Source organism: Amnibacterium kyonggiense (assembly GCF_004364555.1).
GTDB classification, from domain to species: Bacteria; Actinomycetota; Actinomycetes; order Actinomycetales; family Microbacteriaceae; genus Amnibacterium; species Amnibacterium kyonggiense.
In genome coordinates this window covers 1-19,803 of record NZ_SOAM01000001.1, presented here as the reverse complement: position 1 = coordinate 19,803, position 19,803 = coordinate 1, and the positions used below count along the sequence as shown (strand labels likewise).

General features: G+C 73.2%; 23 protein-coding genes and 1 pseudogene. 20 read left to right on the top strand and 4 right to left on the bottom strand.

The window, feature by feature from the left end; all coding sequences use genetic code 11:
* Positions 1–10 precede the first annotated feature (10 nt).
* From CLV52_RS00120 to CLV52_RS00110, 3 genes are all read left to right on the top strand, one after another.
* Positions 11–889 (top strand): thermonuclease family protein, encoded by an 879-nt coding sequence (locus CLV52_RS00120; protein WP_133763733.1) that lies wholly within the window; start codon positions 11–13, stop codon positions 887–889.
* Positions 890–1,034: 145 nt separating this feature from the next.
* Positions 1,035–1,259, top strand: coding sequence for a hypothetical protein (locus CLV52_RS00115; protein ID WP_133763731.1), 225 nt, complete (start codon positions 1,035–1,037; stop codon positions 1,257–1,259).
* 114 nt (positions 1,260–1,373) lie between these two features.
* A complete protein-coding gene (locus CLV52_RS00110; protein ID WP_133763729.1) occupies positions 1,374–2,849 on the top strand; it encodes a CYTH and CHAD domain-containing protein in 1,476 nt (491 codons plus the stop codon).
* 298 nt (positions 2,850–3,147) lie between these two features.
* On the opposite strand, the gene CLV52_RS00105 is transcribed toward CLV52_RS00110, so the two are convergent.
* A complete protein-coding gene (locus CLV52_RS00105) occupies positions 3,148–3,552 on the bottom strand; it encodes an arsenate reductase ArsC (RefSeq protein ID WP_133763727.1) in 405 nt (134 codons plus the stop codon).
* A 53-nt stretch (positions 3,553–3,605) separates the two neighbouring features.
* Positions 3,606–4,070: a DUF2231 domain-containing protein gene (locus CLV52_RS00100; RefSeq protein ID WP_133763724.1), complete on the bottom strand. Its 465-nt coding sequence runs from the start codon at positions 4,068–4,070 to the stop codon at positions 3,606–3,608.
* A 204-nt stretch (positions 4,071–4,274) separates the two neighbouring features.
* Here CLV52_RS00100 and CLV52_RS00095 point away from each other — a divergent pair, with 204 nt between their 5' ends.
* Positions 4,275–4,985, top strand: a complete 711-nt coding sequence (locus CLV52_RS00095; RefSeq protein WP_162850647.1) for a phosphatase PAP2 family protein — start codon at positions 4,275–4,277, stop codon at positions 4,983–4,985.
* A 37-nt stretch (positions 4,986–5,022) separates the two neighbouring features.
* Here CLV52_RS00095 and CLV52_RS00090 read toward each other — a convergent pair whose 3' ends face one another.
* Positions 5,023–6,303, bottom strand: coding sequence for a sensor histidine kinase (locus tag CLV52_RS00090; protein WP_162850646.1), 1,281 nt, complete (start codon positions 6,301–6,303; stop codon positions 5,023–5,025).
* A gap of 11 nt (positions 6,304–6,314) precedes the next feature.
* The gene (locus tag CLV52_RS00085; protein WP_133763718.1) at positions 6,315–6,989 is read right to left on the bottom strand and encodes a response regulator transcription factor; all 675 of its coding nucleotides are present in this window, start codon (positions 6,987–6,989) and stop codon (positions 6,315–6,317) included.
* Positions 6,990–7,181: 192 nt separating this feature from the next.
* On the opposite strand from CLV52_RS00085, the gene CLV52_RS00080 reads away from it, so the two are divergent.
* The 16 genes and pseudogenes from CLV52_RS00080 to CLV52_RS00005 all read left to right on the top strand — a co-directional run.
* The gene (locus CLV52_RS00080; protein ID WP_133763716.1) at positions 7,182–7,445 is read left to right on the top strand and encodes a hypothetical protein; all 264 of its coding nucleotides are present in this window, start codon (positions 7,182–7,184) and stop codon (positions 7,443–7,445) included.
* Positions 7,442–8,362: an FAD:protein FMN transferase gene (locus CLV52_RS00075; protein ID WP_162850645.1), complete on the top strand. Its 921-nt coding sequence runs from the start codon at positions 7,442–7,444 to the stop codon at positions 8,360–8,362. The genes CLV52_RS00080 and CLV52_RS00075 overlap by 4 nt, the downstream gene beginning before the upstream one ends.
* A complete protein-coding gene (locus CLV52_RS00070; RefSeq protein ID WP_133763713.1) occupies positions 8,359–8,916 on the top strand; it encodes a ferric reductase-like transmembrane domain-containing protein in 558 nt (185 codons plus the stop codon). Before CLV52_RS00075 ends, CLV52_RS00070 begins: the two co-directional genes overlap by 4 nt.
* The gene (locus CLV52_RS00065; RefSeq protein ID WP_133763711.1) at positions 8,913–10,100 is read left to right on the top strand and encodes an NADH-ubiquinone oxidoreductase-F iron-sulfur binding region domain-containing protein; all 1,188 of its coding nucleotides are present in this window, start codon (positions 8,913–8,915) and stop codon (positions 10,098–10,100) included. Before CLV52_RS00070 ends, CLV52_RS00065 begins: the two co-directional genes overlap by 4 nt.
* A complete protein-coding gene (locus tag CLV52_RS00060) occupies positions 10,097–10,330 on the top strand; it encodes a ferredoxin (protein ID WP_133763708.1) in 234 nt (77 codons plus the stop codon). Before CLV52_RS00065 ends, CLV52_RS00060 begins: the two co-directional genes overlap by 4 nt.
* Positions 10,327–10,701, top strand: a complete 375-nt coding sequence (locus CLV52_RS00055) for a hypothetical protein (RefSeq protein ID WP_133763706.1) — start codon at positions 10,327–10,329, stop codon at positions 10,699–10,701. The genes CLV52_RS00060 and CLV52_RS00055 overlap by 4 nt, the downstream gene beginning before the upstream one ends.
* Positions 10,702–10,772: 71 nt before the next feature.
* Positions 10,773–11,381 carry a phosphatase PAP2 family protein gene (locus CLV52_RS00050; RefSeq protein ID WP_133763705.1) on the top strand — a complete coding sequence of 203 codons (609 nt, stop codon included), beginning with the start codon at positions 10,773–10,775 and terminating at the stop codon, positions 11,379–11,381.
* Positions 11,382–11,466: 85 nt separating this feature from the next.
* A complete protein-coding gene (locus CLV52_RS00045; RefSeq protein WP_133763703.1) occupies positions 11,467–11,649 on the top strand; it encodes a hypothetical protein in 183 nt (60 codons plus the stop codon).
* A 98-nt stretch (positions 11,650–11,747) separates the two neighbouring features.
* Positions 11,748–12,482, top strand: a complete 735-nt coding sequence (locus CLV52_RS00040; protein WP_133763701.1) for a hypothetical protein — start codon at positions 11,748–11,750, stop codon at positions 12,480–12,482.
* Between the two features lie 67 nt (positions 12,483–12,549).
* Positions 12,550–14,055: a protein kinase domain-containing protein gene (locus CLV52_RS00035; RefSeq protein ID WP_133763699.1), complete on the top strand. Its 1,506-nt coding sequence runs from the start codon at positions 12,550–12,552 to the stop codon at positions 14,053–14,055.
* Positions 14,056–14,126: 71 nt separating this feature from the next.
* Positions 14,127–14,654, top strand: a complete 528-nt coding sequence (locus CLV52_RS00030) for a hypothetical protein (RefSeq protein WP_133763697.1) — start codon at positions 14,127–14,129, stop codon at positions 14,652–14,654.
* Between the two features lie 154 nt (positions 14,655–14,808).
* Positions 14,809–14,898 (top strand): potassium-transporting ATPase subunit F, encoded by a 90-nt coding sequence (locus tag CLV52_RS00025; protein ID WP_133763695.1) that lies wholly within the window; start codon positions 14,809–14,811, stop codon positions 14,896–14,898.
* Between the two features lies 1 nt (position 14,899).
* Entirely contained in the window at positions 14,900–16,579 is a 1,680-nt protein-coding gene (kdpA, locus tag CLV52_RS00020; RefSeq protein WP_133763693.1) for a potassium-transporting ATPase subunit KdpA, read from the top strand.
* Entirely contained in the window at positions 16,576–18,738 is a 2,163-nt protein-coding gene (gene kdpB / locus CLV52_RS00015; RefSeq protein ID WP_133763691.1) for a potassium-transporting ATPase subunit KdpB, read from the top strand. The genes kdpA and kdpB overlap by 4 nt, the downstream gene beginning before the upstream one ends.
* 84 nt (positions 18,739–18,822) lie before the next feature.
* Positions 18,823–19,428: a K(+)-transporting ATPase subunit C gene (kdpC, locus tag CLV52_RS00010; protein ID WP_133763689.1), complete on the top strand. Its 606-nt coding sequence runs from the start codon at positions 18,823–18,825 to the stop codon at positions 19,426–19,428.
* A gap of 28 nt (positions 19,429–19,456) precedes the next feature.
* A pseudogene (locus CLV52_RS00005) lies at positions 19,457–19,803 on the top strand (histidine kinase); the annotation flags it as partial.

Here is a 19,803-nt window from a genome sequence, read left to right as displayed (position 1 = left end):
CAGGGGGCTCATGGGCGAGGCGACGTACCGGGTGATCACGGGTCAGGCCGTCCTGGTCGGGAAGCAACCGGACGGTGACTCGGTCCGGTTCGTCCCGGACGATCCGTCGCTGCTTCGCGCTCTGGAGAACGGCGACCGAGTGCGGATCTCGGCCGACGGCAGCGTGCAGCTGCGCTTCGACGGCATCGACGCGCCCGAGCTGCACTACCAGGGCGCCGCGCAACCGCTCGGCGCGACAGCGCGCGATCAGCTGCTGCGACGACTCGGGTTCGATGACGTCGCCTTCGCCGCGGATGGGGAGACCGTCGCGTCGGCCAGTCCGACGATGGTGCGCATGACCGTGCTCTCCCGGTTGGTGGAGGTCAACGGCCGGCCGGTGTCGGTGGTGTTCGCCGGAGCCGATGCCGACGAGGCTCGACTCGGGGAAGGGCCCGAGGTGGACCTGACGCCGACGCTGCTCGAACGGTCGGTCAACCACTGGGAGGTGTCCGAGGGAGTCGCGTATCCGCTGCTGTACACGTCGACGACGGGCGAGCTGCGGGACACGATCCGGGCCGCGGCTCGGGGAGCCCGAGAGGAGCGCCGAGGGGTGTGGTCGCTGGACTCGACGTCGTCCTTCTCCGTCGCCGATGTCAGTGCGGTCGATGAGGGCGGCACGCTGATCTGGCCGAAGCTGTTCCGTCGCGTCGTCGACTACCTGCGGCAGCGCGGCGCCGGACAGTCGCTCGCGGACTGGCTCATCGCGACACCGCTTCAGGACGACGAGATCTTCGTCACGCTGGACACCGCGACCGCCAGCCCGGTCCCGCTGCACACGTTGCTGGCGCAGACCGACGACCAGGTCGAGTTCCGTGTGGACCTGCTCGACCTCACCGTCGTCGAACGGTGACGACGTCACGATCTGCAGACTCGTCCTGTCGGCGGCTCCTAGCACTGAACGGGGCCGCCGAACGGCGCGAGAACGCCTCGTGAACTTCGGCGTCATGGCGTCTGCCGCCGTTGTCGTTCCCGCGGGGAACGGCGAGTCTGGCCGAATGGACGCCGCGCCCACGCTCGAGCAACGACTGCTCATGCAGGAGATCTCTGCTGCGCTGCACAGCGGGGCGAACGGAGCGGACCTCGCGGATCTGGTGATCCGCACCGGCTGGCAGACCCGGACGGTTTCCGACCCGAGCGCGGTCGTACTCCAGGGGGTTCTGGCGAGCGGGCGCCGCGTGCCGATCGAGATCCGACCCTCCACGCGTCGACGCTCCGCGTAGTCCGCGCACGGGCCGCACCGGCCTCATCCACGCGACTGCGCCGCTGGCTCCGAGCCCGCTCGGCTACCGTCGTCGACTCTCGGGCGCGACCCGCCCGAGAGGAGGAGGGCATCGATGTCGGGGACGTTCGTCGAGCGGGAGCGGAAGTTCGACGTCGACCCGACCTTCAAGATGCCCGACCTGACGCCGGCGCTCCCGGCCGGCAGCGCGATCACCCGATCCGTGCAGCACCTGCGGAGCGACTACTTCGACACCACAGACCACTCGCTCCGTCGGCTCGGCGTGACCCTCCGACGGCGCACCGGCTCCGACGACACCGGCTGGCACCTCAAGCTCCCGCACGGCGATTTCCGCGAGGAGGTCCACGCCGATCTCGCAACGGACCCACCCGAGGAGCTGACCCGTCTGCTCCTCGGCATCACGCGCGGGACGCCCCTCGCCGTCATCGCGACGCTCAGTACGGAGCGCCAGGTCACCAGAGTGATCGGTCCGTCCGGTGACCACGTCGCCGATGTGGATCTCGACCACGTCGAGGCGATCGCCGAGCGCACGTCGAAGGTCGTCTCGTGGACGGAGCTCGAGGTCGAACTCGGCAGCGCGAGCGTTCCGGACGAACAACTGACCGTCCTGTCGCGCGTGATCGAGGACGCGGGAGCACGGACGAGCGACTCGAAGTCGAAGCTCCAGCGAGCGGTCGGCAGCATCAAGCCGACCCGCAAGGGCGGCAAGGGGAAGCACGGCAAGCACCGCACCGCGGGTGCGGTCCTGCTGCCGTTCCTCGGGGCGCAGCATCGAGCGCTCCTGCTGGGCGATCTGGCGCTGCGGCGCGGGGATGCATCCGTCATTCACAGCACGCGGGTGGCAACTCGCCGCTTCCGCAGCGTACTGCGCGTGTTCGCACCGTTCTTCGACCCGGACCGCGGGGCCCTTCTCGACACCGAGTTGCGCTGGTACGCCGAGCTGCTCGGCGACGTGCGAGACGATCAGGTGCTCGAGCAGCGCCTCGACCGCCTGATTCAAGAGCTGCCGAGCGAGCTCGTGATCGGTCCCGTCCAGGAGCGCATCGAAGACCATCTAAGTGCGCTTCACGCGCGGCACTGGGCGCGGCTGCAATCCGAGCTCCTGGGCGCGCGGTACCTGGTACTCATGGAGGAGCTGGCCTCTTGGATCGACCGGCCGCCGTTCACCGCGGCGGCTGCTCGACCGGAGCGCGCGGTTGTTCAGCCGGTCAAGCGGGCAGACAAGAAGGTCGGCACTCGGCTGCGCGCCGCGAACAAGACGAACGACATCGACCTGCTGCACCGCGCGAGGAAGTCCGCCAAACGGGCGCGTTACGCCGCAGAGGCCGTGCAACCGGTGGTCGGCCCGAAAGCGAAGCAGGAGGCGAAGCGCTACGAGCAGTTGCAGGATCTCCTGGGCGAGCACCAGGACAGCGTCGTCGCCGGGCAGCTCCTCCTGGAGCTCGGCGCCGCCGCTGACTCCGCTCCCGAGGGCACAGGCTTCACGTTCGGGGTGCTGTTCCAGCAGGAGCAGGACCGCGCGGCCGAAGCGCGCCGAACGGCTCGCAAGGTCGCTCGCAAGTTGCGCTGACTAGAAAAAACGAGTCGAAGGGCTTCGGTGCGAGACATCGAGGAGCCCCCACAAAAACCCCACAAGCGTCCGAGAACCAGCGCGATCCTATGAGAAGACCGTGAGCGCCTGGTTGGCTAAAATAGCTGATCAGGCAGATCTTTTGCTATCTCCTGCGCGCTCTTAAGATCGCCATTTTCGGGTTCGAATCCCCCATCCTCCGCAGACCTGAGGGCCTCGGTCCGCGTACTGACGCGGATCGGGGGCCCTCCTCGTCCTCCCGCTCGTGCGGAGCCCGACGGCGAGGCCGGCAGCAGGGTCAGCCGATGAGGTCGGCCAGGAGGTGCTCGACTCGGGCGCGGATCTCGTCGCGGACGGGGCGGACCGCCTCGAGGGGGAGGCCGGCGGGGTCGGTGAGCTCCCAGTCCTCGTACCGCTTGCCGGGGAACACCGGGCAGGCGTCGCCGCAGCCCATGGTGACGACTGCGTCGGAGGTGCGGACGTCATTGACGGCGAGGACTCGGGGTCGCGTGCCGGTGATGTCGATCCCGACCTCGGCCATCGCCTCGACCGCCACGGGGTTGATCGAGTCCGCCGGCTCGCTCCCTGCCGACAGCACCTGGACCCGGTCGCCGCCCAGCGCCCGGGCGAAGCCCGCCGCCATCTGGGAGCGGCCGGCGTTGTGCACGCAGACGAACAGGATCGAGGGACGGGCGTCGGTCATCGTGGTTCCTCTTCTCGTTCGAGAGATCGTCGCATCCCCGGCGGGGCGAGCGGTCAGCGCTTCCAGACGGACACGGCGCCGGCGTGACCGATGACGACGACCTCGACGAGCGACCCGATCGCGACGGCGATCAGGAGGATCGCACCGATCACGCCGACCGCTCGGGCGGCGCCGCCGCTGCTCACGCGATCGACGCCCCAGCGGTGCCAGGCCCACCAGAGGAGCAGCAGCGCGAAGACGGCGATGGACCACGGCAGCAGCCCGTCGGCGAGCTCGGTGTGCCGCCGGAGCAGGGCGGTCTCCTTCTCCCGGTGCTCCAGCCACTCGCCGGACGACGTCGCCAGCGGCACCGACACCAGTGCGACCAGGCCGATGATCGGGGCGCCGACGGCGAGCCAGCGTCGTGCGCGCGGCCACACGGCGACGACGACCGCGGTCAGCGCCGCGACGGGGACCGCCACCGAGGTCAGGTGGACGAAGAGGGGGTGCAGCGGCACCCCGTCGAACTGCCAGTCCATCGCGGCCCCTCCTGGTCAGCGGCGCGTCGCCCGGAGCGGCGACACGCGTCGGCGCTCGCGCTGACTGTAACGAGTGCTAGATGAATTCCCGGACGGCGCACGTCGGAGGCGCGTCGCGATTCGCGGATGCTGCGGCCCGGCGGCGCTGCCGCGGGGCGAGCGTTTCTTGGAGCGGTCTTGGTCCGGCCTCCGCAAGGTGATCCGGTGACTGCTGCGGAGCGGGTGTCGGAGGCCATGACGGCGCGGGTGAAGGTGCTGCTCGGCGTGATCGGCCTGCTGGGTCTGCTCGCGCTCGGGATCGTCGCGCGGTCCGCGATGATCACGCGGCACGACCTCCATGTCGACTGTCGGCTCTCGGAGCTCCGGTTCCCCGCCGGGACGGAGGTCGCCCTCGGCCTCACCGCCGCGGCGTCCGAAGCCGTCGGGCTCGCGATCCTGGCGGTGGGGCTCCTCGTCCTGGTCGTCCGCCGTCGTCGCTGGGACGCGGTTCGACTCGCCGCCGCGGTCGGCGGCTCCTGGACCCTGGGCATCGCCGTGAAGGCGCTCATCGATCGGACCCGGCCTCCGGCGTCCCTGTGGCTGCTCCCGCCCGACTCGGCCGCGAGCTTCCCGAGCGGGCACGACACGACGGCCTGCGCGGTCGTCCTGGTCGCGCTCCTCGTGCTCCGGGGCACGGGCCGCCTCCGCGTCGCGGGCCTGACGGCCGCGCTCGGCTACGCCGCGGCCGTCGGCGCGAGCCGCGTGTACCTCGGCGACCACTACCCGACCGACGTGCTGGGCAGCTGGCTCACCGTCGCGAGCGCGGCGCTGCTCGTCTGGGCGATCACCGACCTCGGGATCGTCCGACGCGCTGCGGCCGCGGTGCTCCGCGAGCGGATCCCGTCACCGGCCCCCGCCCGGCCGGTCGCCCCGTAGCGGCACGCGCCTCCGTCCCGCGGTCCTCCGACCGCGGCTACACCGCCGGGATGCGGACCTCGGCGCGGAGTCCCGACGGCAGGGGGACGAGCCGCGCCGAGCCGCCGCAGGCCTGCGCGATGCCCTGGACCAGCGCCAGCCCGAGCCCGCCGCCGCCGGACCCCGAACCCCGGACGAAGCGGTCGAACGCCGTGTCGAGCAGGGCCGGCGGCATCCCGGGGCCGTCGTCCTCGACCGCCAGCAGCAGACCGTGCGCGCCCACCTCGAGCAGCACGCGGACCGACCCCCGCGACCCGACCGCCTTGACGGCGTTCGCGATCAGGTTGTCCGCGAGCCGCCCGATGGAGACGCCGTCGACGGCGATGCGTCGCGACGGATCGTCGACGGTCACGGCGTGGTCCAGCTCGACGTCCGTCCCGGCCAGCCGGGTGCGCCAGGAGTCGACGGCGAGGAGGAGGGCGTCCTCGAGCGTCCGGGCGTCGCTCGGCTCCGGCCGCACGCCGTCGTCCAGCCGGGCGAGCTCGAGCAGGTTGCCCGCGAGGTCGCCCAGGCGGGAGGTGAGCAGCACCAGCTCGTCGAGGCGCTCCGGGGCGGGGTCCCGCCGCGCGAGCTCCGCGGCGACGCGGAGGTTCGCGACCGGGGTGCGGAGCTCGTGCGCGGCGTCGGCGATCATCCGCCGTTCGTGCGCGGTCGCCGCGCGCGTGCGGGTGACCAGGTCGTTGAGGGTGCCGGCCAGGCGAGCGAGCTCGTCGCCGCCGCCGGGGTCGGGCAGGAGCTCGTCCGGTCCGAGGGCGGCGGCCCGCGCGCGCAGCTCGTCGACCGGCCGGAGGGCGGCGCGCACGAACAGCGCCGCGGTCACCACGAACGCCAGCACGAGCGCGACGCCGGTGAGCCAGAGCGTCAGGTCGATGGCCGCGAGCTGCGCGGCGTGCGCGGTGGTGTCCCTCGCCGCCCAGATCGTCCACGTGCCCGCTGCGGTCCGCACGGTCCTCCGTGCCACCACGAACTCCGCGGACTCGGTCTGCACGGTCGCGAACGGGCTGCTGCCGAGCCGCTCCCGGACGTCGTCGGGCATCGAATCCGTCACGATGGAGCCGTCCGGGGCGCGGACCGCGATGAGCACCCCGGAGGACGGCGGGTCCGGGTGCTCCCGGCCGCTCCGCTGCAGATCGGCGACGTAGGGCGCGATGTCCTCGACGGCCAGCTGCCGATCCGTGTCCGCGAGCGCGGTCGCGATCTGCGCGCGGGCGACGACCAGGGCGATCAGGAGCATGACCGCCGCGGTGATCGCGGCGAGCAGGACCAGCCGGGCACGCACCCCGAGGCGCCTCATGACCGCTCGACGAGCCGGTAGCCGACGCCGCGGACGCTCTCCACCACCACTCGGTCCGTCGCCGCCTCGAGCTTGCGGCGGACGTAGCCGATGTACTGGTCCACGATGTTGTGGGCGATGAACCGGGTGCCCCACACGTCCTGCAGCAGCGCCTCCCGCTCGACGGGTTCGCCGGGGTGCTCGAGGAGGGCGCGGAGCACGGCGGTCTCGCGCGGGCTGAGCGGGAGCCGCGCGCCGTCCACGGTGAACTCCCCCCGCGCGGTGTCGAGGCGGAGCGGACCGAGGCGGCGCTCGTCCGCCGCGCGGGCGCCGTGGCGCCGGTCGAGCGCCCGGATCCTGGCCGCGAACTCCGCGAACGCGAACGGCTTCACCAAGTAGTCGTCGGCGCCGGCGTCGAGACCGCGGACCCGGTCGTCCACCGCGTCCCGGGCCGTCAGGACGAGGATCGGGGTCTGGATCTCCTGCGCCCGGAGGAAGCGGCAGATCTCGAACCCGTCGACGTCGGGCAGCATGACGTCGGTCGCGATGACGTCGAAGCGGTCGCGCGTCGCGGCGAGGATCCCCGCGGAACCGGTGGCGGCGACCTGCACCTCGTGCCCGTCGTCGCGAAGCCCCTCCTCGACGAGGCGCGCAGTGACGGGATCGTCCTCGATGACGAGCACTCGCGCCACGCCGGCTCCTTCCCCGGAGGCGGATCATCCGCCTCCGACTCGAAGATTCCACCAATCCGCCGCTCCGGCTGAGTCCGCTCGATCGATCGTGTGAACACCCATATCCCGTGCCGCCGGGTCATAGGCGACGCGTCGCCGGGCCACAGCGAGTCGCGGCGGTGGAGGTCGCAGCCTGGTCGTCAGGAGGTCGAGATGACGACACGGGAGCAGGGCCGACGGACGGTGCGGACGCTGACCACGGCGCTCGCGCTGGCCGGTGTGGTCGGCGCCGGGGGTCTCGGAGCGGCTGCGTACACGGGCATCGTCGCGGCGAAGACGGCGCAGACGCAGCAGCAGACGCAGACGACCACCTCCGGGGACGACTCGGTCTCGACGACGGGCAGTGACGACGGCAGCGCGTCCTCCGGCGTGGCGGCGGGAACCGGGCCCTCGCAGACCGGATCGAGCGGCTCGTGACGACGGCGGAGCACCGGTGGTCGGTCTGGAGCTGCGACGCGCACCTGCTCGTCGACGAGCCGCGGGCGCTGCCGCAGGCGATCGCGCTCGCGGAGGAGCGGCTCCGCGAGATCGGCGACGCCTGCGACCGCTTCCGAGCCGACTCCGAGCTGAGTCGGCTGCCGTCCGGGACGCCGGTGCAGATCTCCGGCACGCTCGCGTGGCTGGTCCGCTGCGCGCTCGACGGCGCGGCGCTCACGGAGGGGCTCTGCGATCCGACCGTCGGGTCGGACGTCGCCGCGCTCGGGTACGACCGCGACATCCGGCTCGTCCTCGACGACGACCGCCCGGTCGGCGTGCTCGTCCGGCACCGGGCCGGATGGCGGTCGATCGAGCTCGACGGCGACGTGCTCACCGTCCCGGCCGGCATCCGGCTGGACCTCGGTGCGACCGCGAAGGCGGCGGCCGCCGACCTCATCGCGGAGGAGATCGCGGTCGTGCTCGGCACGGCCGCGCTCGTGAACCTGGGCGGCGACATCGCGACGGCCGGTCGTGGCCCCGCCGACGGCTGGCAGGTGCGGGTGCAGGACGTGCCCGGGGATCCCGCCGCGCGGATCGCGCTCCACGCCGGCTTCGCGCTGGCGACCTCCAGCACCCAGCGCCGCTCCTGGCGGCGCGGCGACCGGCAGGTGCAGCACATCGTCGACCCGCGGACGGGCGACGCCGCCGCGCCGGTGTGGCGCACGGTCTCCGTCGTCGCCCCGACCGCGCTCGAGGCGAACGCGCGCAGCACCGCGGCGATCGTGGCCGGTGAGGACGCTCTCCTGGACCTCGCGGGCGCCGGTCGGGCCGCGCGGCTCGTCGATGCGCGCGGCGCCGTGCACGTGCTCGGCGGCTGGCCCGCCGAATCGACCGACGACCTGGAGGTGACCCCATGAGCGAGGCGTTCTGGGCACTCGGCCGCGCGAGCGGCGTCGTGCTCCTCGTGCTGATGACGCTGTCGATGCTGCTCGGGCTGCTGACCCGCTCCGGCCGACCGCTGCTGCGCCTTCCCCGGTTCGGCGTCCAGCTGGCGCATCGCAACATCGCGCTGCTGTCCGTCGTGTTCCTCGTCGTCCACATCGGCTCGCTGCTGCTGGACCCGTACGCGCAGCTGCGGCTGGTCGACGTGATCGTCCCGTTCGCCGCCGCCAAGGATCCGCTGGCCGTCGGGCTCGGCACGGCGGCGCTCGACCTCCTCGTCGCGGTCGTCGTCACGGCCCTGCTCCGGCGCCGGATCGGGGTGCGCGCCTTCCGCGTCGTCCACTGGGCGACCTACCTGCTGTGGCCGATCTCCCTCCTGCACGGCATCACCGCCGGGAGCGACGGCCGCAGCTCCGCCTTCCTGGTCCTCGCCGCCGTCTCGGCCCTCGCGGTCGGTGCCGCCGCCGTCTGGCGGACGACGGACGGATTCGTGGAGTACCGCCGCAGCAGAACGGAGCCCGTGCGATGACCACCGTCCACCCCGCCCCTCGACCCGAGACGCTCCCGCGCCGCCGGCTGCTCGGCCCGGGCGGTCCCTCCTACACGGAGCACCTGGCCGCCTTCGGACCGCTGCCCGCGCGCCCGCAGCTGATCGAGGACGTCGTCCGGAGCGGGCTGACCGGCCGCGGCGGCGCGGGGTTCCCCGCCGGCCGCAAGCTCGCCTCCATGTCGCCCGGCGGCGTCGTGATCGGCAACGGCTCGGAGGGTGAGCCCCTCAGCGCGAAGGACCGCCTGCTGCTGGAGACCCGTCCGCACCTCGTCCTCGACGGCCTCCTCGCGACGGCGACCGCGGTCCAGGCGAAGCAGGTGCACCTCGTCGTCGGCCCCGTCAGCGCGCCGGCGCTCCGGCACGCGATCGCGGAGCGGCGGGACGCGCGGCACATCGTCCTGACGGAGACGCAGGACCGCTTCGTCGGCGGCGAGGCCTCGGCCGTCGTGCACCTGCTCACCGGCGGCGACGCCGTCCCGGTCGATCACCCCGTCCGCCTCACGACCAGGGGGCTGCGTCGTCGTCCGACACTCGTGCAGAACGTCGAGACGCTCGCGCACATCGCGGTCATCGCCCGGTCCGGAGCGGACGCGTTCCGCGCCGTCGGTCACCCGGCGGACCCGGGCACCCGCCTGCTCACGATCGCCGGGGACGTCGCGCACCCGGGCGTGCTCGAAGCGCCCAGCGGGGCCTCGCTGCGCGACGTGCTCGCCGCGGCCGAGCCGGGTCGCATCTCGGGCGCGCTGGTCGGCGGGTACCACGGCGCGTGGGTCGGGCCGGAGGCGCTCGACCGGCCGCTCGCGGCCGCTGCGGCGGAGGGCGCCATCCCCGTCGGCGCCGGGATCCTGCTCGTGATCGGACCCGGCACCTGCGGCCTGCAGGCCTCCGCGGAGATCGCGACCTACCTGGCCGGCGAGACCGCAGGACAGTGCGGCCCCTGCGTCAACGGCCTGCCCGTGGCGGGGGAGCTGCTCGCCCGCATCGCGGACGGCGATCGTGACCCGTCGCTCGTGGCGCAGCTCGAGCGCACGCTCCGGCTCGTCGACGGCCGCGGCGCCTGCCACCACCCCGACGGCACCGCCCGGCTGATCCGGAGCGCCCTGACCGTCTTCGCCGACGAGGTCCGCGCCCACCGGGCCGGCCACTGCGGAGCGCACCGATGACCGCCACGACGCTGCACATCGACTGGACGCGGTGCCGTGGACGCGGCGCCTGCATCGACCTGGTCCCCGGCCTGAGCCGCGATCCGTGGGGCTACCCGATCCTCGGATCGAGCGGATCCGACCTGCCGGTCCCTCCGCAGCTCGAGGTGGACGCCGCCGACGCGGTCGCGCTGTGCCCGGTCGCCGCGCTGAGCCTCCGTCCGTCCGCCGGCACGGGGGCGGGGCGATGAGCACGCGGCTCGCCGGGCTGCGGCTCGTCCGCGGCGTGACCGCGAGCATCGGCGCGGTCGGGATCGCCGCCACCGCCGTGCTCGGCCTGGGCGCCCTCGGCAGCATCCGCGAGGCGAAGGCGGAGTCCGCCGCGCGCGCCGCGGCGCACGCCACCGCACTGGCTCATCAGGCGGCGCAGCGCAAGGAGCAGGCGGCGCAGGCGGCTCGCCGCGCCGCGCTCGCCGCCGCGGCGGCGAAACGGGCGGGTGACGCGGCGGCGCGCAGGAAGGCCGAGGCGAGGGCGAAGGCCGCGGCCGCTGCGGCCGCGTCGGCGTCGAAGGGGGTGTCCTCGGGCACGAGCACGTCGCAGACGAAGTCCAGCGGATCCTGACGACCCGCTCGGTCCGGGGAGCGGACCGCCCACCGCGCCGGGACCCGTCCGCCGCTCCCGGTCGATGGACCGTGCTCGGAGCGGCGGTCGCCCTCGCGGGCGTCTGGGGCCTCGCGGCCCTCATCCGCGTCACGCACGCGCAGCCCGGGGCGGTCGACCGGTGGTGGGACGCGCTGATGACCGCCGTGGACGGTCCCACCGCCCACGCGGTGGCGGCCGCCCTGGGCGTGGTGGGGACCGGGCTACCCGCCAGTGCGCTCGCCGTGGCGGTCGGTGTGCTGATCGGCGCGGTCCGAGGCTGGGCCTGGGGCGTCTTCGTGCCCGCCGCGAGCATCGTCGGCGAGCTGGACGTGTCGGGCATGAAGGCGCTCGCGCTCCGCGCCCGGCCGGACGCCGCGTTCGGGGTGCTCAACGCGTTCCCGTCGGGTCACACCGCGAACGCCGCCCTGCTCGGCACCGCCGTCGTCCTGCTCATCCGGCACCTCGTCGTCCGCAGCGCGGCGATCGCGTGGATCGTCGCGATGGCGTGGAGCCGGACCGAGCTCCACGCGCACTGGCTGACCGACGTCCTCGCGGCGATCGCGGTCGGTGCGGCGACGGCGATCCTGCTCGTCGCGGCATGTCTGGCAGTCGGCATGGCGGTCGATCGCTCGGGACGCGCAGGAGGGCCGCGAAGGTGACGTCCGTGTGGAGCGCTCGTCGACGGTTTTCCACCCCTCCGGGTGGTGCCGCTCGAATGGTGCACGGCGATACCGTTCGCGGGCCATGGACATCACTCCCGTCACCGTCGTGCAGCTCGGCTGCGTCGTCGTCGCGGTCGTCGGGCTGATGGCGCTGGTGCTCGCGATGATCCGGTTCGAGCAGCGCCGTCCCGGCGCCGTCGCCGTCCTGCTGCTCGGCAGCGCGCTCGTGCTGACGTCCGCCGGCGTCGTCGCGTGGGCGGCCTGACCGCCCCGCTGCACGGAATCCGCCGGACCCTGCACGGAGCACCGACCACCTGAACCGGGGGGCGCGCGTCCGCCGCGGCACCGGCCACAGTTGTGCTCGTGCAGGGGACGATGACGCCGCGGCCGCAGTCCACGCTCTCGGGCGCCACGCCGGTGTGGGATCTGAGCACGGTGTCGCAGCGTCGATACACGCCGCGAGTGCGCCCGAGCCGGACCGCGCCGGCCGCGGCGGGATTCGGTCTCGCAGCGCTCGGCTCCGCCACGGTCCTCCCGGCGGCTCCGGAGACGCGCTGGTTCCTGGTCGTCGCGCTCGGCCTCGTGGCCGTGCTCGTCGGCGTCGCCGCCCTGCGGCGGCGGCAGACGCGGCGGGGCCTGCTCCTCGCGATCGTCGGCGTCCTGGCCCCGGCGATCGCCGTCGCCGCAGTCGCCGTGCAGGCGGCGCAGGCGCCCGCGACGGTGACCAGCTCGACGGTGCAGCGCGCGACCCTCCAGCCCGACTCGAACGCCCTCGTCCCGACGCCCGGGTTCACGACGCTGGCCGGCGAGCGTCAGGTCGCGATGCGGGACTTCCTGTCCGCGACCGTGCTGCAGCTGCAGACGATGCACGGGTCGTGGGCGCCGCTCCCCACCGCGTTGGCCGTCTCGAACGGCGCCCTCGTCGAGCGCGACGGGGTGTTCCAGGGCACGGCACTCGGTGCCGTGCCGGAGAGCGACCGGGTCACCTACCAGGTCTCCAGCGACGGGACCGCGTTCCGGCTCTCGGTCAGCTCGGCGACCGACCCGCGCGCGACGATCTGGGCCGACCGGGCGCTGCAGCTGTCGACGTCCGGCTGAGCCCCGGCGACGCGCTTCCGCGCGGGCGCGGTCCGGCGCGCTCGGATTCCGCGCTACCTTCCCGCCTGTGGCGTCCTTCTTCACCCGACCTCGTCGTGCAGCGGCGCCGCTTCGCATCACCGAGACGCGGGCGCCGGAGGTGCGCCGGGTCCCGGTCGCGCCGCAGGTGATCGAGCCGCAGCGGGCGGAAGTGCCCCGCAGCATCGAGGCGCTGGACGAGGGCACGGTGCTCGACGAGCGGTACCGCCTCGGGAAGGTGATCGGTGCGGGCGGGACCGCGAGCGTCCGCATCGCCCACGACCTGCTGCTCCGCCGGGACGTCGCGGTCAAGATCTTCAACGCGCGCGTGCTCAGCGGGGCCGAGCTGCACGTGCAGGAGTCGGAGGCGCGGGTCATCGCCGCGCTGAACCACTTCGCGCTCACGTCGCTGTTCGACGCGGGCGTCGAGGCCGGTCCCGACGACACGGTGCGGATCTACCTGGTGATGGAGCTCGTCGACGGCACCGATCTGCGGACGCGGCTGAAGAGCGGACCGCTCTCGGTCGCGGAGGCGTGCTGGATGGGGTTCGACCTCGCCGAGGCGCTCGACTACGTGCACCGGTCCGGGTTCGTGCATCGGGACGTGAAGCCGGCGAACGTGCTGCTGTCGAACCTCCGCAGCCACAAGCCGATCGTCGCCAAGCTCGCCGACTTCGGCATCGCGACGATGATCGGTCAGCCCGACATGAGCGAGTTCACCGTGGGGACCGCCGCGTACCTCAGCCCCGAGCAGGTCGAGGGGCACGACGTCGGGCCGGAGTCGGACGTCTACTCCCTGGGCCTGGTGCTGCTCGAGGCGATCACCGGCCGGGTCGAGTTCCCGGGCGGGGTGGTCGAGTCCGCCTTCGCCCGGCTCGACCGGCAGCCGGTGATCCCTGACCACGTGCCCGAGCAGGTCGCCGAGATCCTCGCCGGCATGACCGCGCTGCGCCCGGCGGACCGGTTGCCGCTCGTCGAGGCCGCGCGGCGGTTCCAGCAGTTCCTCGTCGACGAGCTCATCCGCAGCCGTCGGCTCGCCCCCGCCCTCGTCGAGGACGACGAGGCCGCCCGGGTCGGCGCGCTCCACCGCTACGAGGTGCTCGACACCGAGCCCGACGAGGCCTTCGACGCGATCACGCGCCTGGCGAGCCGCATGCTCAACGTCCCGATCGCGCTCGTCACGCTGATCGACATGAACCGGGTGTGGTTCAAGTCGTCGATCGGCTGGGACGAGAAGGAGGTCGGCCGCGACGTCGCCTTCTGCTCCACCACCAGCCCGGGCACCGGGCGTCCGTGGACCATCGCCGACGCCCTGCAGGACGACCGCACCCGCAGCAACCCGCTGGTCGTCGACGGCCCGCTCGTCCGCGCCTACGCCGGCGCGCCGCTCACCACGAGGGACGGCCACTTCCTCGGCGCGCTCTGCGCGTTCGACAAGCAGCCCCGCGACTTCACCCCGAGTCAGCTCGACTGCCTCGCCGACCTCGCCGACCTCGTGATGCACGAGATGGAGATGCGGCGCGCGATGCGCCGGGCGCTGTTCGCCGAGCCCTGACGGATCGGGGGCGCCGGAGGTCGAGCGGATTCTTCGAGGTCTCTTGCCCCCCCGACCCCTACGGTCGCGCCATGACGACCGCGATGCCTCCCGCCGTCCGTCGCGCAGCCCGGACGGTGCGCGCCGACCTGCCCGGTCTCGCGACCGTGCCGACCGTCGGGCGGTTCGCCGTCGCACTGGTGGTCGCCGTCCTCGGTTCGCTCGCCGCCTGCGCCGTCGTCGCGGCGGCGGCGGTCGCGCTGGTCCCGTCGCTCGCCGGGTACGACCACCTGCACGTGGGGGACTGGGCGAAGCTGACGGTCATCGGGGTCGTGCTCGCCTGCTTCGGCTGGCCGTTCGCCGCGGCGATCTGGTCGCGGGCGCGCCTGCCGTTCCTCGTCCTCACGATCGTCGTCACCGTCGCGAGCTTCGTGCCCGACCTGTGGATCCTGCGCCAGGGCCAACCGGCGCTCGGCGTCCTCGCGCTCGCCGTGATGCACGTCGCGGTCGCCGTGGTCACCTACCCGGTGCTCGTGCTCGTCGCGCCGCAGCGGCGGCGCGCAGTCCCGGCGCGGGCCGTCCGCGAGCCCGGTGACACCCGTCCCGTAAAGACCACGTAAACATGCGCGCCGGGGCCGTATGGATGTCGTCAAGACCGCCGCCCGGCCCCGCGGGGAGCGGTTGAGTCCTCGCCGTGCTCGATGTCCTGTACCTCGCCGGCGTGCTCGTGCTCGCCGGCATCACCGCCCTCACGGCGCGGGCGGCGGCCAAGCGATGATCGTCTTCGACCTCGTCGCCGCCCTCCTCGCCGTGGCCGCCATCGCCTACCTGCTGGTCGCCCTCGTGAAGCCGGAGCGCTTCTGAGATGAACGGCCTGCTCTTCGCCCTCACCGTGCTCACCCTGGTGGTCGCGCTCGTCGCCCTCGGGTGGCCGCTGTCGACCTGGATGGCGCGCACCTACACCACCGACCGCGACTGGCTGGTCGAGCGGGGCGTGCACCGCCTCCTCGGCATCGACGCCCGGTCCGAGCAGCGGTGGCCGAACTACCTCCGCGGCATCCTCGCGATCTCCGTGCTCGGCGTGCTGCTGCTCTACGGGCTGCAGCGGCTGCAGCAGTTCCTGCCCTACTCGCTCGGGCTGCCCGCCGTCCCGGAGGGCATCGCGTTCAACACCGCGATCTCCTTCGTGACGAACACGAACTGGCAGTCGTACTCGCCGGAGACGACGATGGGCTACACCGTGCAGCTCGCCGGGCTCGCGGTGCAGAACTTCCTCTCCGCCGCGATCGGCATCGTGGTCGCCGTCGCGCTGATCCGCGGGCTCGCGTCCCGGACCGGCGCCGCCGGGCTCGGCAACGTCTGGGTCGACCTGATCCGGACCGTGACCCGGATCCTCCTGCCCATGGCGTTCGTGGCCGCGATCGTGCTGCTCGCGACCGGCGTGATCCAGAACTTCGACGGCTTCCGGACGGTGCACACGATCACCGGAGGCACGGCGACGATCCCCGGCGGGCCGGTGGCCTCGCAGGAGGCGATCAAGGAGCTCGGCACGAACGGCGGCGGGTTCTTCAACGCGAACTCCGCGCACCCGTTCGAGAACCCGACCGGCTTCTCGAACCTGTTCGAGATCGTCCTGATGCTGCTCATCCCGTTCTCGCTGACGCGCACGTTCGGGATCATGGTCGGCGACAAGCGGCAGGGCCGCGCGGTCCTCGCCTCGATGGTCGTGCTCTACGTCCTCTTCACAAGCGCGCTCGTCGCGTTCGAGGCGGCCGGCGCCGGATCGGCCACCGCGGCCGCCGGAGCGGCGATGGAGGGCAAGGAGCAGCGCTTCGGCGTGCTCTGGTCGGCCCTGTTCGGCTCGACGAGCACCATCACCTCGACCGGCGCGGTGAACGCGATGCACGACTCGTTCACCCCGCTCGGCGGGATGATGGCGATGCTGAACATGATGCTCGGCGAGATCGCGCCGGGCGGCGTCGGGACCGGGCTGTACGGCTTCCTGGTGATCGCGATCCTCGCGGTCTTCCTCGCGGGCCTCATGATCGGCCGCACGCCGACCTACCTCGGCAAGCGGATCGCCGCACGGGAGATCACGTTCGCGAGCCTCTACCTGCTCACGACGCCGACCCTGATCCTCGCCGGCCTCGGGCTGACGTTCGCGATCCCCGCGGTCGCCGCGGACGTCGCGAAGACGTCGATCTTCAACACGGGGCCGCACGGCTTCTCGGAGGTCCTGTACGCCTTCACGTCGGCGGCGAACAACAACGGCTCCGCGTTCGGCGGCCTCACCGCGAACACCGCCTGGCTGAACCCCGCGCTCGGCGCCGTGATGTGGCTCGGCCGCTACCTGCCGATCGTCTTCGTCCTCGCGCTCGCCGGCTCGTTCGCGAGCCAGGAGACCCGCGGGACCGCGGAGGCCGGCGGGCTCGACACGCACCGGCCGCAGTTCGTCGTCCTCACGGTGGGCACCGTGCTCATCGTCACCGCACTCACGTACCTCCCGGTCCTCGCTCTCGGACCCCTCGCCGAAGGACTCGCATGAGCACCACCTCCGAATCCACCGCCGACCGGGCGGACGCCCCGGCGACCGCCGCTGCGGACGACCACCAGGACGTCCGGCCGCCCTCGGGCGCGTTCAGCCCGTCGCAGCTCGTGCGCAACCTGCCGGACGCCGTCCGCAAGATGTCGCCGCGGTACCTGTTCCGCAACCCCGTCATGTTCATCGTCGAGGTCGGTGCCGCGCTCACGACCGTGCTCGCCGTCGCGCTGCCGTTCCTCGGCGGCGACGGGACGACGATCGGCTTCACCTGGCTCATCACCGTCTGGCTGTGGCTGACCGTGCTGTTCGCGACGCTCGCGGAGGCCGTCGCCGAGGGCCGCGGCCGCGCGCAGGCCGCCTCCCTCCGCGCGACGCGGACCACGACGTCCGCGCTGCGCGTCCGCGGCTACGACCGGACCGGCGACCCCGCCGTCGAGCGGGCCGAGACGGAGTCCGTCGCGTCCGCCGAGCTGAAGCAGGGCGACGTCGTCGTGGTGGTCGCCGGCGAGGTGATCCCGGGCGACGGCGACATCGTCGCGGGCATCGCCTCCGTCGACGAGTCCGCGATCACGGGCGAGTCCGCCCCGGTCGTCCGCGAGGCGGGCGGTGACCGCAGCGCCGTCACCGGCGGCACCCGCGTGCTGTCCGACCGGATCGTCGTGCAGATCACCTCGAAGCCGGGCGAGACGTTCGTCGACCGGATGATCGCGCTCGTCGAGGGCGCGGTGCGGCAGAAGACGCCGAACGAGATCGCGCTGTCGATCCTGCTGTCCGTGCTGACGATCATCTTCGTGGTGGTCGTGCTCGCCCTCGGCCCGGTCGCCGGGTTGCAGGGCGCGACGCCCGGCGTGACCGTCCTCGTCGCGCTGCTCGTCTGCCTCATCCCCACGACGATCGGCGCGCTGCTCTCCGCGATCGGCATCGCCGGCATGGACCGGCTCGTGCAGCGGAACGTGCTCGCCACCTCCGGCCGCGCGGTCGAGGCCGCCGGCGACGTGACGACGCTGCTGCTCGACAAGACCGGCACGATCACCTACGGCAACCGCCGGGCGGTCGCGTTCCTGGCGCTGCCCGGCATCTCGGAGCGGCGGCTCACGGAGGCGGCCGCGCTGTCCTCCATCGCCGACCCCACGCCGGAGGGCGCGAGCGTGGTCGAGCTCGCCGCGGAGCGGGACTTCGTCCCGACCGAGCGCCCGGGCCGCACGATCGTGCCGTTCACCGCGCAGACCCGCATGAGCGGCATCGACGAGGCCGACGGCAGCGCGCTGCGCAAGGGTGCCGCCGCGAGCGTCCTCGCCTGGGTCCAGGAGCACGGCCCCGTCGCACCGGCGGTCGCGGAGCAGCTCGAGGAGCGGGTCGTCGGCATCTCCGAGCAGGGCGGCACGCCCCTCGCGGTCGCCGAGCGCACCGCGGACGGCACGGCGCACCTGCTCGGCGTCATCCACCTCAAGGACGTCGTGAAGACCGGCCTCGTGGAGCGGTTCGCCGCGCTGCGCGCGATGGGCATCCGGACCGTCATGGTGACGGGCGACAACCCCGTCACGGCCGCCGCCATCGCGCGGGAGGCCGGCGTCGACGACGTGCTCGCCGAGGCGACGCCGGAGGAGAAGCTCGCGCTGATCCGCCGGGAGCAGGAGGGCGGCCACCTCGTCGCGATGACGGGCGACGGCACCAACGACGCACCCGCGCTCGCGCAGGCGGACGTCGGCGTCGCGATGAACACGGGCACGTCGGCGGCGAAGGAGGCCGGCAACATGGTCGACCTCGACAGCGACCCGACGAAGCTCATCGACATCGTGACGATCGGCAAACAGCTGCTCATCACCCGCGGCGCCCTCACCACGTTCTCCATCGCGAACGACGTCGCGAAGTACTTCGCGATCATCCCCGCGATGTTCGTGGGCGTGTTCCCGGGGCTGCAGGCGCTGAACATCATGCAGCTGCACTCGTCGAGCTCCGCGATCCTCTCGGCGGTGATCTTCAACGCGCTCGTGATCGTCGCGCTGATCCCGCTCGCCCTCCGCGGCGTGCGGTACCGCCCCTCCTCCGCCTCCTCGCTGCTGACGCGCAACCTGCTCGTCTACGGCCTCGGCGGCGTGATCGCCCCCTTCATCGGGATCAAGCTCATCGACCTCCTGATCAGCCTGATCCCCGGCTTCTGACCCGAGTTCACGGATACGGAGATCCGCACCGGCGAAGCCGCCGGATCTCCGTATCCGTGAACACCGCTCCTCGAAAGGAAACGCATGTCCTCCGTCCTCACCCGTGGGCCGGTCCGCACCTGGACCGTCGCGTTGCGGCTGCTCCTCCTGACCACGCTCGCGACGGTCGTCTACACGCTCGTCGTGACGCTGATCGGGCAGGTCGTCCTGCCCGGCCAGGCCCACGGCTCCACCGTCTCGGTGGGCGGAAAGGTCGTCGGCTCGGCCCTCATCGGGCAGTCGTTCACCGACGCGAAGGGGAACGCGCTGCCCCAGTGGTTCCAGTCGCGGCCCTCCGCGGCCGGCGACGGCTACGACGGCGGCGCCTCCTCGGGCAGCAACCTCGGGCCGAACAGCGCCGACCTGCTGAAGGCGATCGACGAGCGCAAGGCCGCGATCCGGGAGTCGGACGGCCCGGGTGCCATCCCGGCCGACGCCGTCACCGCCTCCGGCTCCGGCCTCGACCCGCACATCTCCGAGGCGTACGCCCTGCTGCAGGTCGACCGCGTCGCGCGGGCGCGGAACCTGTCGGCCGCGACGGTGCGCGCGCTCGTCGAGCGCACGGTGCAGGCGCCGGACCTCGGCTACCTCGGGCAGCCCACGGTGAACGTGCTGCAGCTGAACATCGCGCTGGCGGGGCTCCGCGCGTGAGCCGGGCGGCCGCCCGCGGAGCACGGGCGTGAGCACCGCGCGCCGCGGGCGGTTGCTGGTGTTCCTCGGTGCCGCGCCCGGGGTGGGGAAGACGTACGCGATGCTCGAGGAGGCCCACCGCCTCCTGGGGCAGGGCCGGGACGTCGTGTCGGCGGTGGTGTTGGATCACGGCCGGTCGGCGACGGCGGCGTTGACGGCGGGGATCGAGGCGGTCCCGGCGCGGGTGGTGCAGCACGGCGGGATCGTGCTGGAGGAGGTCGACCTCGACGCCGTGATCGGCCGGCGGCCGCAGGTGGCGCTGGTGGACGAGCTCGCCCACACGAACGCGCCCGGGTCCTCCAACGAGAAGCGGTGGCAGGACATCGACGTCCTCCT